Consider the following 14261-nt stretch of genomic DNA (forward strand, 5'->3'; position numbering starts at 1 on the left):
GGCGGCCGACCCAGCCGCAGCGGTCGGCGGGGACTAGCCGGGGCCGGGCGTGCTGTCGCGGGAGATCGACGCCTATCTCGACCACCTGGCGGTCGAGCGCGGAGCCGCGCGCAACACCCTCGGCGCCTATCGTCGTGACCTGGCCCGCTACCGGGCTTTCCTCACCGCACGCGGCATCGCGAACCTGAGCGCGGTCGCGCAGGGTGATGTCGCGGAGTTCACCATGGTGCTGCGTTCCGGTGGGGAAGATCATCCGCCGCTGGCCGCGGGATCGGTGGCCAGGGCGCTGATCGCGGTGCGTGGCCTGCACCGGTTCGCCGCCGCCGAGGGGATCACCGACACCGACGTGGCGCATGCCGTGAAACCGCCTGCCCCGGGTCGGCGGTTACCCAAGGCGCTGCCTTACGACCAAGTGCTGCGATTGCTCGAAGCCGCAGGCGGCGACGGTGATTCGGGCGGCGCCGACGGTGGGCCGCGTGGTCTGCGCGATCGGGCGCTGCTGGAACTGCTGTACTCTACGGGAGCACGTATCTCGGAGATGGTCGGGCTCGATGTCGACGACATCGATGCCGAGCAGCGCTGTGTCGTCCTGCACGGCAAGGGCGGCAAGCAGCGGCTCGTCCCGATCGGCAGACCCGCCCTCGCCGCGGTCGACGCCTACCTGGTCCGTGGCCGCCCCACCCTCGCCGCGAGCGGAAAAGGCTCCGCCGGAGCCCTTTTCCTCAACGCGCGCGGCGGCAGGTTGTCGCGGCAGAGTGCCTGGCAGGTACTGCAGACCGCGGCCGAGCGGGCGGGCATCGGCGCGACGGTGTCGCCGCACACCCTGCGCCATTCCTTCGCGACGCATCTGCTCGACGGCGGCGCCGATGTGCGCGTCGTGCAGGAACTGCTTGGCCACGCCTCGGTGACGACCACCCAGATCTACACGCTCGTGACGGTGAGCACCCTGCGCGAGGTCTGGGCGACCGCGCATCCGCGGGCCACGTGAACCTCCACCGCACGATCGCGCCCGGCGGGTATGGTGCGAACACGCCCGGCGTTGCCATGCCGTACCTCACCGGTCCGAGCGGTAGCGTCTACCCAGAGCTGGACCGTACGAAAGCGAGTCCGAGCCGAATCGGCCTCGCTACCCTCGACAGGGGTTACCGGCAGGAAAACGTATAAGGAGCAGCGGATCGTGACGACAGCGGAAACACCGTGGGACGGTGGACCGGAGCAGGTCGCCGAGGCCGTCGAGATGGGCCCGACCGGGCGCCCGCTGCGACTGGTACCCGAGCCCCCGCAGGTGCAGCGTCACGGCGACGCGCTCGTGGTGGCCATGTGCAACCAGAAGGGCGGGGTCGGCAAGACCACCTCGACCATCAATCTCGGTGCGGCCCTGGCCGAATACGGCCGCCGCGTGCTGCTCGTCGACCTCGACCCGCAGGGTGCGCTCTCGGCCGGTCTCGGCGTCGCCCATCATGACCTCGACCTCACCGTGCACAACCTGCTGATCGGCGGGAAGGCCACGGTCGACGACGTGCTGCAGACCACCAAGGTCGACGGCATGGACCTGTTACCCAGTAACATCGACCTCTCCGCGGCCGAGATCCAGCTGGTCAACGAGGTGGGTCGAGAGCAGTCGCTCGGCCGTGCCCTCTCGGGTGTGCGCGATCGCTACGACTACATCCTCATCGACTGCCAGCCCTCGCTCGGCCTGCTCACCGTCAACGCGCTGGCCTGCTCCGACGGCGTCATCATCCCGATGGAATGCGAGTACTTCTCGCTGCGCGGCCTCGCTCTGCTCAACGACACCGTCGAGAAGGTGCGCGACCGGCTCAACCCGCGCCTGAGCCTCTACGGCATCGTGGTCACCATGTTCGACGCCCGGCTGCTGCACTCCCGTCAGGTGATGTCGCGCGTGGTCGAGGTGTTCGGCGATCTGGTCTACGACACCGCCATCTCCCGCACCGTGCGGTTCCCGGACGCCAGCGTCGCCGGTGAGCCGATCACCACCTGGGCGCCGAAATCGGCGGGCGCCGAGTCGTATCGGGCCATGGCACGCGAAGTCATCCACCGGTCGGGCCGGTGATCGACGCAATACCCGAGGTGCAAGAGGCTCACGAAGAAGCGGCACCCGCCGCCGAGAACACCGGGTTCCACCTGCGGCTGACGAACTTCGAGGGGCCGTTCGATCTGCTGCTGACGCTGATCAGCTCGCGCAAACTCGATGTCACCGAGGTCGCGCTGCATCAGGTCACCGACGAGTTCATCGCCTACACCAAGGCGCTGACCGCCGAGCTCGCCGAGAACACCAAGCTGCGCGCGGACAAGATCCTCGATCAGACCACCGAATTCCTCGTCGTCGCCGCCACCCTGCTCGACCTCAAGGCGGCCCGGCTGCTGCCGTCGGGCGAGATGACCGACGCCGACGACCTGGAACTCCTCGACGCCCGCGACCTGCTGTTCGCCCGCCTGCTGCAGTACCGGGCGTTCAAACAGGTGGCCGCGCTGCTGGCCGAGCTGGAAGCGGCCGCGCTGCGCCGGTATCCGCGCTCGGTGGCGCTCGAGGAACAGTTCGAAGGGCTGCTGCCCGAGGTGACCCTCGGCGTCGACATCGCCGCGTTCGCCGAGATCGCCGCCGCCGCGTTCCGGCCACGCCCGATCGCCCAGGTCGGCCTCGGACATCTGCACATGCACACCATCTCGGTCGCCGAGCAGGCCGAGCTGGTGCTGGCCCGGCTCAAGGAACGCGGTCCCGGCGGGTGGACCACTTTCGCCGAACTGGTCGACGACTGCACGGTGCCGGTGGAAATCGTGGCCAGGTTCCTGGCGTTGCTCGAGTTGTACCGCGGCAAGACCATCGCGTTCGACCAGCCCGATCCGCTCGGCCCGCTGGCCGTGAGCTGGCTCGGCGAGCTCGATCCTGATGCCGAAGCCGCCGCACTGACGTTCGAGGAGGACTACGGATGATCGGGTCAGGCCCGGAGGCGGCAGCGCAGCGTAACCACGGAGGGCTCCCGATCATCCAGGAGGGCACAGTATGACCGAGGCAGTGGTGGAGTTCACTTCCGAGCCGCTCGACGATCCCGAACTGCGGTCGGCGCTGGAGGCGATGCTGCTCGTCGTGGACGCTCCCGCGCCGGTAGAACAGCTGGCAGCGGCCCTGGACGACACCGCGGAGCGGGTCGAGACCGCGCTGCGGGCCATGTCGGCGGAGCTCACCGCGCGGGGCAGCGGCATCGACCTGCGTTTCGTCGGTGACGGCTGGCGCTTCTATACTCGACAGGAGTACGCGCCCTACGTCGAGCGCGTACTGCTCGACGGGGCCCGGACGAAGCTGACCCGGGCCGCCTTGGAGACCTTGGCGGTGATCGCCTACCGCCAGCCGGTGACCCGGACCAGGGTCAGCGCGGTCCGCGGGGTGAACGTCGACGGAGTGATGCGCACACTGCTGGCCAGGGGCTTGATCGCGGAAGCGGGTCAGGACCCGGAGACCAACGGCACGATGTATCGCACCACCGAGTTGTTCCTCGAACGGATCGGGCTCGCCTCACTGGGCGACCTGCCACCGCTGGCGCCGCTGCTTCCCGGCGTCGACCTGATCGACGAGATCAGCGAGAGCATGGAGACCGATCCCCGGTTCACCAGGCTGAAGAAACCGACCGAGTCCGACATGGATCTCGGCACCGACGATTGACAGGACAGATGAATAATTCCGCTCGCCGAGATGGCACACCGGACCGAAGAAAACGCAGCGACCAGCCCCGTAGCGGCGCGAACCGAACCGCGGGAACCCGCGGCGGCACCGGGCAGTCGGGCAGCCGCAGTGATGCGAGCGGCCGCCGCGGCACCGGCGGATACGAGCGCGGTGAGTCGACCGGCCGCCGCTCCTCCTCGGGTGGCTCCACCCGTGGCGGCTCCGACGACCGGCGCGGATCGGCGGGCCGCGGCTACCAGCGCGGCGCGACCGACGATCGACGCGGCGGTTCCGCAGGCGGCTACGAGCGTGGCGGCGATGATCGCCGTGGCGGCTACCAGCGTGACGACCGCCGCGAGGGTGGCTACCAGCGCAGCTCCGGCTCGGCGGGCAGCCCGGCACGCGGCGGCCAGCGGGCAGGAAGCACCGCCCGCCCGGCGACCTCGCAGGCGCCCGCCCGCAAGACCAAGTCCGCCAAGCCGCAGCGCAAGGTCGTCGCACCGACGATCCTGAACAACGCCAAGCCCGCCCGGCACCAGCACGCCGAGAACACCGAGGGCCCGAAGAAGCTGCCGTGGGGCGAAGGCGAACGCCTGCAGAAGGTGCTCGCCAAGGCTGGTGTGGCCTCGCGCCGTGCGGCCGAGGACATGATCGCCGCCGGTCGCGTCGAGGTCGATGGCAAGATCGTGCGGGAGCAGGGTCTGCGCGTCGATCCGGAGAACGCGGTCGTGCGCGTCGACGGCACCCGCGTCGTCGTCCGCGACGAACTCGTGCACCTGGTGCTGAACAAGCCCAAGGGCTGGCAGTCCACGATGTCCGACGATCTGGGTCGTCCCTGCGTCGGCGACATCGTCGCCGAGCGGATCGCCGCCGGTCAGCGCCTGTTCCATGTCGGCCGTCTCGACGCCGACACCGAGGGCCTGCTGCTGCTCACCAACGACGGCGAGATGGCGCATCGCCTGATGCACCCGTCGTTCGAGGTGCCCAAGACCTACCTGGCCACCGTCAACGGCGAGGTCAACTACCGCCTGGTCGGCAAGCGCCTGCGCGAGGGCGTCGAGCTCGAAGACGGCCCGGCCAAGGTCGACAAGTTCATGCTGCTCGAGGCCTACGAGGGCCGCTCGCTGGTCAAGCTCGTGTTGCACGAGGGCCGCAAGCACATCGTGCGTAGGCTGCTCGACGAGGTCGGCCACCCGGTGATCCGGCTGGTGCGTACCCACATCGGCCCGGTGGCACTGGGCGACCAGCGTCCCGGCACGCTGCGCGTGCTCGGCCGAGACGAGATCGGCAAACTCTACGAGGCGGTGCAGCTGTGAACGGAGTGGATTTCCCGGTGGAGTTCGCCGGCGACCGGATGACCGGTGAGGGCACGCTCGTCGTCGCCATGGACGGCCCGTCCGGCACCGGCAAGTCCAGTGTGTCGCGCAGGCTGGCGACCCGCCTGGCTGCCCGCTACCTCGACACCGGCGCCATGTACCGGGTCGCGACGCTGTGCGTGCTGCGCGCCGAGGTCGACCTGACCGATCCGGTCGCGATCGCGGAAACCGTTGCGGCGCTGCCGTTGTCTATCGGCACCGACCCGAGCCACGAGGTGATCGAGCTCGACGGTGAGGACGTCTCGGCCGAGATCCGCGGCGATGCCGTCACCAAGGCCGTCTCCGCGGTGTCCGCGGTGGCCGAGGTGCGCGAGCAGCTCGTCGCCTTGCAGCGCGAGATCGCCGCGATGGCCGGACGGATCGTGGTCGAGGGCCGCGACATCGGCACCGTCGTGCTCACCGGCGCCGACGCCAAGATCTACCTGACCGCCTCCGCGGAGGCGCGCGCCCAGCGGCGCAATGCCCAGAACATCCGCGAGGGCCGCGGCGACGACTACCAGGCCGTGCTGGCCGACGTGCAGCGTCGCGACACCCTCGATTCCACCCGCACGGTGTCGCCGTTGCGCCCCGCCGCCGACGCGGTGCTCGTCGACACCAGTGACCTGACGATGGACGAGACCATCGACGAGCTCTACCGCGTGGTGGCCCAGCAGCTTTCGGCCACGACAGGAGGTTCGCGATGATCGACGAAGAGGTTCTGGTCGGAGACGGCACCTGGTCCGACGAAACCGATTGGGAGATCGCCGATTTCGAAGGTGAGCACGAGGGTGACGAACACCTCGCGATGCCCACCGTCGCGGTGGTCGGCCGCCCGAACGTGGGCAAGTCGACCCTGGTGAACCGCATCCTCGGCCGTCGTGAAGCCGTCGTCGAGGACGTCCCCGGCGTCACCCGCGACCGCATCTCCTACGAGGCCAGCTGGGCCGGGCGCCGATTCCTGGTGCAGGACACCGGCGGCTGGGAGCCCGACGCCAAGGGCCTGCAGCAGCATGTCGCCCGCCAGGCAGAGGTGGCGATGGCGACCGCCGACGCGATCTTGCTCGTCGTCGACGCGACCGTCGGCGCCACCGCGACCGACGAGGCCGCGGTGCGCAAGCTGCGCCGCTCCAAGATCCCGGTGATCCTGGTGGCCAACAAGGTCGACGACCAGAAGGTCGAACTCGAGGCCGCCAGCCTGTGGTCGCTGGGTCTCGGTGAGCCACGGATGGTCTCGGCCGCGCACGGTCGTGGCACCGGCGACCTGCTCGACGACGTGCTCACCGCACTGCCCGAAACCCCGCGCGAAGGCACCGGCGCCGCAGGTCCGCGTCGCGTTGCGCTGGTCGGCAAGCCGAACGTCGGCAAGTCGAGCCTGCTCAACAAGCTCGCCGGCGACGAGCGTTCGGTCGTCCACGATGTCGCGGGCACCACCGTCGACCCGGTCGACTCGCTGGTCGAACTGGGCGGCAAGGTGTGGAAGTTCGTCGACACCGCCGGTCTGCGCCGCAAGGTGTCCAATGCCTCCGGCACCGAGTTCTACGCTTCGCTGCGCACCAAGTCGGCGCTGGAGGCCTCCGAGGTCGCGATCATGCTGATCGACGCCTCGGTGCCGATCACCGAGCAGGACCTGCGCGTGATCAGCCTGGTCGCCGACTCCGGCCGAGCGCTGGTGCTGGCGTTCAACAAGTGGGACCTGGTCGACGAGGACCGCCGCTACATGCTCGAGCGCGAGATCGATCGCGACCTGGTGCGGGTGCCGTGGGCCCAGCGGGTCAACATCTCCGCCCACACCGGCCGCGCCGTGGCCAAGCTGGTGCCGCAGATGGAGACCGCGCTCGAGTCCTGGGACAAGCGCATTTCCACCGGTCGCCTGAACACCTGGCTCAAGGAAGTCATCGCGGCCACCCCGCCGCCGATGCGCGGCGGCCGCCAGCCCCGCGTCCTGTTCGCCACCCAGGCAGGCACCCGCCCGCCGACGTTCGTGCTGTTCACCACCGGCTTCCTCGAGGCGGGCTACCGCCGCTTCCTGGAGCGCCGCCTGCGTGAGGAGTTCGGCTTCGACGGCTCGCCCGTCCGCATCTCGGTGCGTGTGCGCGAGAAGAAGGAACGCAAGAAGTAGATCGTCACCACGCGAGCCCCGGGCAGTTGCCCGGGGCTCGCTGTGTTTCGGAGGTCAGGCGTTCATCACCCGGTCGAGCAGGTGGTCGACGAGGTGGGTTGCGCGGGCGGCCATGTCGGTATTGGTGAGCATTCCCTGGGCCAGCCCGGCGACGGTGAGCAGGACCAGCTCGGCGTCGGCCCGGATGGTCGGCTCCTCGGCATCGGGGCCGCGTAATTGCCTGAGCTGGGCGGCGACCGCGTCGACGATGTAGTTCGGTGTCTCGGCGGTGTCGGTGGAGTCGAGGTCGGGGCCGGTGAGCGTCGCGGCATGGAAGATGCCGAGGATGACGGCGTCCTCGCGACTGGGCTCGTCGAGGGGGAGCAGGCCGAGCAGGATCGCGCGGACGATATCGCGGGGGCCCGCCTCCGGTCCGAGCGCGGCCAGCGCCTGGTGCAGGCGCGCACCCGAATTCGCGACGACGGCGCGATGGGTGGCGAGCAGAAACTCGCGTTTGGTGCCGAAGTAGTACTGCACCGACCGCACCGAGACCCCGGCCTCGGCGGCGACGGACTGGAAGGTGGCGGCGTCGAGCCCACCCCTGGCGATGACCCGGCGCGCGGCACCGGTGATAGACCTGCGCCGTTCTTCGTGATCGGCCAACCGCGGCACTTGCTACTCCTCTGTCCCGTTCGGTCCGGTGAGTTCTTCATGGTACGCCCATACCACCTTTGTGGTACGGTGATATCACCAACGAGAAACAGGGGTGGTCATGGCGAAGATCGGGAAGTTCAAGAACGACAAGGCGCGCGAGGAATATGTCCGGACCTATCGGGAGCTGGAGAAGCAGTGGCCGATGACGTCCACCACGGTCGACATCGCCACGTCCTTCGGCTCCACCCGGGTCAGGAAAGCCGGTCGGGGAGAAGGCGTTCCGATCGTCTTGATGCATTCGCTCGGCGGTAACAGCCTCTCGTGGAGTCATGTCATCGAGGACTTCGCTCGCGATCGGGTCGTCTATATGCCCGAAATGATCGGCGCGCCAGGCTTCAGTGAGCAGACCGCGCCGATCGACGAAACGCGCTTCGGCGCCTGGCTCGGCGAGGTCCTCGACGGTCTCGGCGTCGACCGGGTACACCTGGTCGGGTACTCACAGGGTGGCTGGCAGGCGATGGCGATCGCCACCACCCAGCAGCGACGATTGGCGAGCCTGACGATCATCGAGCCGGGCGGCACCCTGACGAAGATCACATGGAAGGTGCTGTGGACGATGATCCGGATCGGCGCCCGGCCGACCGACAAGAACCTCCGCAAGATGAACGACTGGCTCAACCCTGGCGTCACCCTGACCGACGCGGAATTCGCCGGCGTGCGGGCAGCTCTCGGGTACGCCCCCGCGATCGGCTACCCGCGGATGTTCACCGACGAGCGGCTGGCGACGATCACGATCCCGACCCTGGCGATCTTCGGCGCGGATTCGCAGGTGGTCGACACCGCACTCGCCGAGAAGCGCCTGCGCGACAATCTGCCGATCTGCGAAGTCGAGATCTTCTCCGGCGTCGGGCACGGCGTCCTCGACCAGATCCCGGCGGCGGCTACGGCACGGATCCTCGATTTCGCCCGCCGCTTCGAACGGACGGATGCCCGGCGGGGCGAGTAACCAGCGCCCCGAAAGCAACTCGCCCAGGCAGCGGCGCTAGTCGTCGGTGCCCTCGATCCGCCACCGAGTCGTCACCTCGCGGACACAGGGTGCGTCCGTGAGCGCGTCGACCGTGTCGGTGAGCGCCGACTCCAGGGCGCGGTGGGTGAGGACGATGAGGTGGGCGTCGTCGCCGTGGTGTTCCTGGCGCACACGGGCGATGCTCACCCCGTGGTTCGCGAACACCGCCGCGACCTGGGCCAGTGCACCGGCATGGTCGGTGACTCGCAGGTTCAGGTAGTAGCGGGTCGGGGTGTCGCCGAGTGGGGCGACAGGGAGTTCGGCGTAGTAGGAGGCGCGGGGTGCGCGCCCACCGTGGACGCGATTGCGGGCCGCGGTGATCAGGTCGCCGAGCAGGGCCGACGCGGTGGCGGTGGCGGCGCCGTCACCGTAGAACATCAGCCTGCCCGCGCCCGTGGCGTCGACGGCCACCGCACTGTACGGCGCGTCGACCCGGGCGAGGGGATCGGTCGCCGGGAGCAACGCGGGGTGGACGCGGACCGAGATCTGTTCCTTGCCACCGTCTTCGGCGACTCGGGTGCACACGGTGAGCGTGCGCAGGCGCAAACCCAGCGCCTCGGCGGCGTCGAGATCGTGTGCCGTCGCCGCGCCGGACTCCTCGAAGTGCACGTCACCGACCTCCACCCTGGTGTGGAACGCCAGCGTCGCCAGGATCGCCGCCTGCGCGGCCGCGTGCCTGCTGTGCTCGGCGGGGAAGACCCCGAGCACCTGATTCACCTGGTCGCCGGACAGCGACTGGGTCAGCGGCCGCACCACCGGAACCCCGCCCGCCACCGCCGCTTCGAAGAAGAGGTCGGCGCCGTGCTGCTCGGCGGCCGCGGCCAGCCGGTGCCCGTGCTCGGCGATCAGCGCGGTGTTCGCGGTGATCACCGACCGGCCCTCGCGCAGTGCGTCGAGCACCGCCGTCACCGAGCCGACGTCCTCGGTCGCATCCACCACCAGCTCCGGCCGCCCGTCGAGCACCAGCTCCGCCCCGGCGCGTTCCCGCAAATCGGCACGCGTGTCGCGCAGGATCCGCGTGACCTCCGCGGCGAGTGATCCGGTGCCGAGAACGGCGACCCCGAACGGGGGCCGCGCGGAACGAAAGAGCTGATTGGTCATGGGAATTCGCCTAACCGCCGAGAGCTGCCGAGCCGGGAACGGCCACGACTGGCGCCACCCCCGTCCAGCCAGTATCGCGGCCGAATCGATTCGGCGGCAGTTGTTTTCACCACCAATCAGGACAGTCGTGCCAGAAATCCCGGGATACTCGACAGTGTCACCCGCGGATCGCGCGTGGGCGAGCAGGGGAGAGGACGAGGGATGGCCCTGGTTGTGCAGAAATTCGGCGGATCGTCGGTGGCGAGCGCCGAGCGGATCCGGCGGGTCGCCGAGCGGATCGTGGAGACGAAGAAGCAGGGTCATGATGTGGTGGTGGTCTGCTCCGCCATGGGCGACACCACCGACGAATTGCTGGATCTGGCGGGCCAGGTGGCGCCCGCACCACCGCCACGCGAGATGGACATGCTGCTCACCTCGGGTGAACGGATCTCGAATGCCCTGGTGGCCATGGCGATTCACGCGCTGGGTGCCGATGCCAGGTCGTTGACCGGCTCTCAGGCCGGCGTGATCACCACCGGTGCGCACGGCAACGCCAAGATCATCCAGGTCGACCCGGACCGGGTCCGCCGCGCCCTCGACGACGGCGAGGTGGTGCTCGTCGCCGGCTTCCAGGGCGTGAGCCAGGACAGCCGCGACGTCACGACCCTGGGTCGCGGCGGTTCCGACACGACCGCTGTCGCGCTGGCCGCGGCGCTGAATGCCGATGTCTGCGAGATCTATACCGATGTCGACGGCGTCTTCACCGCCGATCCGCGCATCGTGCCCGACGCGCAGAAACTGGACCAGATCTCCTACGAGGAGATGCTGGAGATGGCGGCCTGCGGTTCGAAGGTGCTGATGCTGCGCTGCGTCGAGTACGCGCGCCGCTACCACGTGCCGGTCCATGTGCGCTCGTCCTACACCGACGCCGTCGGCACCACCGTGTTCGGCTCGATGGCCGACATCCCCGCCGACCAGGCCGTGCTGACCGGTGTCGCGCACGATCGCACCGAGGCCAAGGTCACCGTCGTCGGCCTGCCCGACGAGCCGGGCTACGCGGCGGCGGTGTTCCGCGCGGTCGCCGACGCCGAGATCCCCATCGATATGGTCGTGCAGAACACCGGCACCGGCCGCACCGACATCACCTTCACCTTGCCCGCCGCCGACGGCGCCCGCGCGGTGGCACTGCTGCGCGAGCGCCGCGCCGACATCGGTTTCGCCGACGTCCGCTACGACGATCGGGTCGGCAAGGTCTCGCTGATCGGCGCCGGGATGAAGAATCATCCTGGCGTCACCGCGACGTTCTGCGAGGCGCTGGCCGCGGCGAACATCAACCTCGACCTGATCGCCACCTCGCAGATCCGGATCTCGGTGCTGGTCCGCGACACGGACCTGGACGAGGCGGTGCGCGTGCTGCATCGGGCCTTCGATCTCGGCGGCGCCGAAGTCGCGGTCGTCCACGGCGGCACCGGTCGTTGACGGTCCGCTGAACGCGAGGTAATTTACCAATCAGTCAATTTGGCCGTCGATCGACCGGAGGATCCCGTGAACAACCGACTGACCTCCTTCACCCGCGCCGGACTGCGGTTCGACGTGGTGGACTCCGGTCCGATCGACGGCCCTGTCGTCGTTGCGCTGCACGGCTTTCCGCAGACAGCGAGCTCGCTGTCCGAGCTCACCGCGCTGCTCAACGCCCGCGGCTACCGCACCCTCGCCCCGAATCAGCGCGGCTACTCGCCGGGCGCGCGCCCGCGCGGCCGATTCGCCTACCGGGTCTCCGAACTGGCCGACGACGTGGTCGCACTGATCCGCGAGATCGACCGCGGCCCGGTGCATCTGGTCGGTCACGACTGGGGCGCCATGGTCGCCTGGTCGCTGGCCGGCGCCCGGCCCGACCTGATCCGCACGCTGGTGACGGTGTCCGTGCCGCACCCGGGCGCGTTCGTGCGCTCGCTGGTGAGCAGCGATCAGCTCGCCCGCTCGTACTACATGGGCCTGTTCCAGCTCCCGGTGCTGCCCGAGCGGCTCATGCTCGCCCGGCCCGACCTGATGGACCGGGCGCTGGCAGGCACCGGCATGACACCGGACGCGATCGCCCGGGTGCACAGCGAGATCCTCGACACCGGTGCGCTCACCGGCGCGTTGAACTGGTACCGCGCGCTCCCGTTCGCCGCTCGGCGCGCGATGTCGGCACCGGTCCGGGTCCCGGTGACCCACATCTGGAGCACCGGTGACACGGCGCTGGGGCGCCGCGGCGCCGAACTGACCGAGCGGCACGTCACCGGCGACTATCGCCTGGCGGTGATCGACGGCGCCTCACACTGGCTGCCCGAGGAGCGCCCGCACGAACTCGCCGACATCATCGTCGAGCGGATCGAGTCCGTGCCGAGGTGACCCCGGTCAGCCGATCGGAGAAGCCAAGGGCCGCAACGACTCGGCGGTTGCCGGGATCAGCGGCGCGCGCGGCATCGCGGCGCGGGCGGCCAGCTGCTCGGTGATGCGCAGCCGCACCCCCGGCCATTCGTCCTGCAGGATCGAATAGAACGCGGTGTCGCGCACCGCGCCGTCGAGGCCACGCGAATGTGCCCGGCGCACACCGTCGCTCACCGCCCCGAGCCGTTCGATCGCGGCACGCGACCGCAGGTTGCGGGCGTCGGCGCGCAAGGTCACCCGGCGCACACCCCAGCCGTCGAAGGCGTGGGTGAGCATGAGCAGCTTGGCTTCGAGATTCACCAGGCCGCCGCGGACCGCGGGCGTCAACCAGGTGTTGCCGATCTCCACCGCGTCGGGGATCGCCCCGCCGGGCAGGACGGTGACGGGTTCGGCCGACAGCGGCCAGCTCAGTGGACCCTGCCAGTAGTCGAGCCGGGTGAATCTGGTAGCCCCGACCACGCACTCCTCGTCGACGGTGACGATCGCGAAGGCCAGGACGGTGCCTGCCAGCTGCGCGGCCTCGGCCTGGAAGACGTAGGTGCGCGCCTCCTGCTCACCGTGCGGGACGATGGTGAACCCGGCAGGTCCGAGCGCCGCGGCAGCCGCGACCAGGCCGGGAACATGGTGGGGTGCAAGGGGTTCCAGCCGTACGATGCGGCCGTGGAGGATAACGGGTGCGGGCATGGTGACCGGCGTCCTTCGTCTGATGGGGTCGCCGGAAACACGAGGCGTGGATCTCACGCGGCACGTGATTGCGGCGAAGCGACACGAACGATCCAGCAGCATCGAAAAAAACTAGATCGAGACGATAGCCGACCGTGTCGCGTTCACCCGTACGAACAGACGAGATGTCGTCGCCGGAAATTTGCCGATATTTGCGAGTCGGACGAACCGCCCTACCGCTTGTCGGCGATGGCCGCCACGATGAGTTCCTCCCACACCGACAGCGTGCGGGCGGGCGAGACGAGCTGCGGTTTCCCGTCGCCGCCCGGCTCGTCCTGGCGCCACAGCGCGGCCGCGATCACGCCCGGTTCCTGCAGTTGCAGGTCGCCGAACAGGTCGGCGATCTCGTCGTCGGTGCGCCAGCGGCCGCGGCCGAAGGTGGACTGCAGCTTCGCCTCGGCCGCGACGGTCTCGGTGTTGTGCCCGGACCGGAAGTGGGTGATGAACACGCTGCTACCGACCGGGATCTGATCGGTCCAGTATTCGACGACCGCCCGCGGGTCCTCGTCGTCGTTGAGGTGATGCAGGATGGCGCTGAAGATCAAGGCGACCGGCTTGTCGAAGTCGATGAGCCGGTTCACCACTTCGTCGGCGCGGATGCCCGCGGAATCGCGCACATCGGCCTGCACGACGGTGGTGTTGTCGTTGGTCGCCAGCAGCGCGCGGCCGTGCGCGAGCACGATCGGGTCGTTGTCGATGTAGACGACGCGGGCGTCGGGATTGATCCGCTGTGCGACCTGGTGCACGTTGTCGGCGGTGGGCAGGCCGCTGCCGAAGTCGAGGAACTGGGTCAGCCCGGCCTCGGCCATCTCGCGCACCGCGCGGGTGAGGGCTTGCCGGTTGGTGGTCGCGATCGCCACGGATCCGGGCAGATTCTGCTTGAAGTGGTCGCCGACCGCGCGGTCGACCTCGTAGTTGTCCTTGCCGCCGAGTAGATAGTCGTAGACCCTGGCGATGCTCGGACTGGACTGGTCGATCACCTTCGCGCTGTCGCTCATCGTTCGACGCCCCCTCACACAGTGCTGGTGTTGTGCCGCCGCCCATCGTAGGAGAACTCCGGGGTGTCAGCTTGGTTTCACAGTCGGTGATACCCGAAAACCGTTTCGGGCGTGTGGGTTCCGCTGTGTGTGGGGCGCTGCTGGCGGTTCGCCGAGGTTACGCTGTCGTGTCGAG

14 protein-coding genes are annotated in these 14261 nt (G+C 69.3%); 10 read left to right on the forward strand and 4 right to left on the reverse strand.

Annotated features, from left to right (window positions below):
• Positions 1 to 49: 49 nt before the first annotated feature.
• The 7 genes from xerD (at position 50) to der (ending at position 7153) form a co-directional block, all read left to right on the forward strand.
• A complete protein-coding gene (gene xerD, locus IEY60_RS29330) occupies positions 50 to 988 on the forward strand; it encodes a site-specific tyrosine recombinase XerD (RefSeq protein ID WP_189033760.1) in 939 nt (312 codons plus the stop codon).
• Between the two features lie 249 nt (positions 989 to 1237).
• Positions 1238 to 2071, forward strand: a complete 834-nt coding sequence (locus tag IEY60_RS29335) for a ParA family protein (RefSeq protein ID WP_229740260.1) — start codon at positions 1238 to 1240, stop codon at positions 2069 to 2071.
• Positions 2068 to 2952: a segregation and condensation protein A gene (locus IEY60_RS29340; protein ID WP_373291787.1), complete on the forward strand. Its 885-nt coding sequence runs from the start codon at positions 2068 to 2070 to the stop codon at positions 2950 to 2952. The genes IEY60_RS29335 and IEY60_RS29340 overlap by 4 nt, the downstream gene beginning before the upstream one ends.
• 70 nt (positions 2953 to 3022) lie before the next feature.
• Positions 3023 to 3679, forward strand: a complete 657-nt coding sequence (gene scpB, locus IEY60_RS29345; protein ID WP_189033763.1) for an SMC-Scp complex subunit ScpB — start codon at positions 3023 to 3025, stop codon at positions 3677 to 3679.
• Positions 3680 to 3687: 8 nt separating this feature from the next.
• Positions 3688 to 4995 carry a pseudouridine synthase gene (locus tag IEY60_RS29350; RefSeq protein ID WP_189033764.1) on the forward strand — a complete coding sequence of 436 codons (1308 nt, stop codon included), beginning with the start codon at positions 3688 to 3690 and terminating at the stop codon, positions 4993 to 4995.
• A gap of 38 nt (positions 4996 to 5033) precedes the next feature.
• Positions 5034 to 5738 carry a (d)CMP kinase gene (gene cmk, locus IEY60_RS29355; RefSeq protein WP_189033914.1) on the forward strand — a complete coding sequence of 235 codons (705 nt, stop codon included), beginning with the start codon at positions 5034 to 5036 and terminating at the stop codon, positions 5736 to 5738.
• Positions 5735 to 7153 (forward strand): ribosome biogenesis GTPase Der, encoded by a 1419-nt coding sequence (gene der / locus IEY60_RS29360; protein ID WP_189033765.1) that lies wholly within the window; start codon positions 5735 to 5737, stop codon positions 7151 to 7153. Before cmk ends, der begins: the two co-directional genes overlap by 4 nt.
• 54 nt (positions 7154 to 7207) lie before the next feature.
• Here the strand turns inward: der and IEY60_RS29365 are convergent, their stop codons facing one another.
• Entirely contained in the window at positions 7208 to 7804 is a 597-nt protein-coding gene (locus IEY60_RS29365; RefSeq protein WP_189033766.1) for a TetR/AcrR family transcriptional regulator, read from the reverse strand.
• 100 nt (positions 7805 to 7904) lie between these two features.
• Between IEY60_RS29365 and IEY60_RS29370 the strand changes: the two genes are divergently transcribed.
• Positions 7905 to 8792, forward strand: coding sequence for an alpha/beta fold hydrolase (locus tag IEY60_RS29370; RefSeq protein ID WP_189033767.1), 888 nt, complete (start codon positions 7905 to 7907; stop codon positions 8790 to 8792).
• 36 nt (positions 8793 to 8828) lie between these two features.
• Here the strand turns inward: IEY60_RS29370 and IEY60_RS29375 are convergent, their stop codons facing one another.
• A complete protein-coding gene (locus IEY60_RS29375; RefSeq protein WP_189033768.1) occupies positions 8829 to 9953 on the reverse strand; it encodes an ACT domain-containing protein in 1125 nt (374 codons plus the stop codon).
• Positions 9954 to 10154: 201 nt separating this feature from the next.
• On the opposite strand from IEY60_RS29375, the gene IEY60_RS29380 reads away from it, so the two are divergent.
• Positions 10155 to 11411 carry an aspartate kinase gene (locus IEY60_RS29380; protein ID WP_189033769.1) on the forward strand — a complete coding sequence of 419 codons (1257 nt, stop codon included), beginning with the start codon at positions 10155 to 10157 and terminating at the stop codon, positions 11409 to 11411.
• 66 nt (positions 11412 to 11477) lie between these two features.
• A complete protein-coding gene (locus IEY60_RS29385; protein WP_189033770.1) occupies positions 11478 to 12326 on the forward strand; it encodes an alpha/beta fold hydrolase in 849 nt (282 codons plus the stop codon).
• A 6-nt stretch (positions 12327 to 12332) separates the two neighbouring features.
• On the opposite strand, the gene IEY60_RS29390 is transcribed toward IEY60_RS29385, so the two are convergent.
• Positions 12333 to 13049, reverse strand: a complete 717-nt coding sequence (locus IEY60_RS29390; RefSeq protein ID WP_189033771.1) for a GNAT family N-acetyltransferase — start codon at positions 13047 to 13049, stop codon at positions 12333 to 12335.
• Between the two features lie 212 nt (positions 13050 to 13261).
• Positions 13262 to 14086 (reverse strand): SAM-dependent methyltransferase, encoded by an 825-nt coding sequence (locus IEY60_RS29395; protein WP_189033772.1) that lies wholly within the window; start codon positions 14084 to 14086, stop codon positions 13262 to 13264.
• Positions 14087 to 14261 lie beyond the last annotated feature (175 nt).

The sequence above is a fragment of the Nocardia rhizosphaerihabitans genome (assembly GCF_014646295.1).
Classification (GTDB): domain Bacteria; phylum Actinomycetota; class Actinomycetes; order Mycobacteriales; family Mycobacteriaceae; genus Nocardia; species Nocardia rhizosphaerihabitans.

What these genes read in the sequence shown, in the direction of transcription:
- IEY60_RS29350 (WP_189033764.1), top strand. Translation starts at nt 3,688, where the DNA reads ATGAATAATTCCGCTCGCCGAGATGGCACACCGGACCGAAGAAAACGC.
- scpB (WP_189033763.1), top strand. Translation starts at nt 3,023, where the DNA reads ATGACCGAGGCAGTGGTGGAGTTCACTTCCGAGCCGCTCGACGATCCC.
- IEY60_RS29335 (WP_229740260.1), top strand. Translation starts at nt 1,238, where the DNA reads ATGGGCCCGACCGGGCGCCCGCTGCGACTGGTACCCGAGCCCCCGCAG.
- der (WP_189033765.1), top strand. Translation starts at nt 5,735, where the DNA reads ATGATCGACGAAGAGGTTCTGGTCGGAGACGGCACCTGGTCCGACGAA.
- IEY60_RS29395 (WP_189033772.1), bottom strand. Translation starts at nt 14,086, where the DNA reads ATGAGCGACAGCGCGAAGGTGATCGACCAGTCCAGTCCGAGCATCGCC.
- IEY60_RS29380 (WP_189033769.1), top strand. Translation starts at nt 10,155, where the DNA reads ATGGCCCTGGTTGTGCAGAAATTCGGCGGATCGTCGGTGGCGAGCGCC.
- IEY60_RS29375 (WP_189033768.1), bottom strand. Translation starts at nt 9,953, where the DNA reads ATGACCAATCAGCTCTTTCGTTCCGCGCGGCCCCCGTTCGGGGTCGCC.
- IEY60_RS29390 (WP_189033771.1), bottom strand. Translation starts at nt 13,049, where the DNA reads ATGCCCGCACCCGTTATCCTCCACGGCCGCATCGTACGGCTGGAACCC.
- IEY60_RS29370 (WP_189033767.1), top strand. Translation starts at nt 7,905, where the DNA reads ATGGCGAAGATCGGGAAGTTCAAGAACGACAAGGCGCGCGAGGAATAT.
- cmk (WP_189033914.1), top strand. Translation starts at nt 5,034, where the DNA reads ATGACCGGTGAGGGCACGCTCGTCGTCGCCATGGACGGCCCGTCCGGC.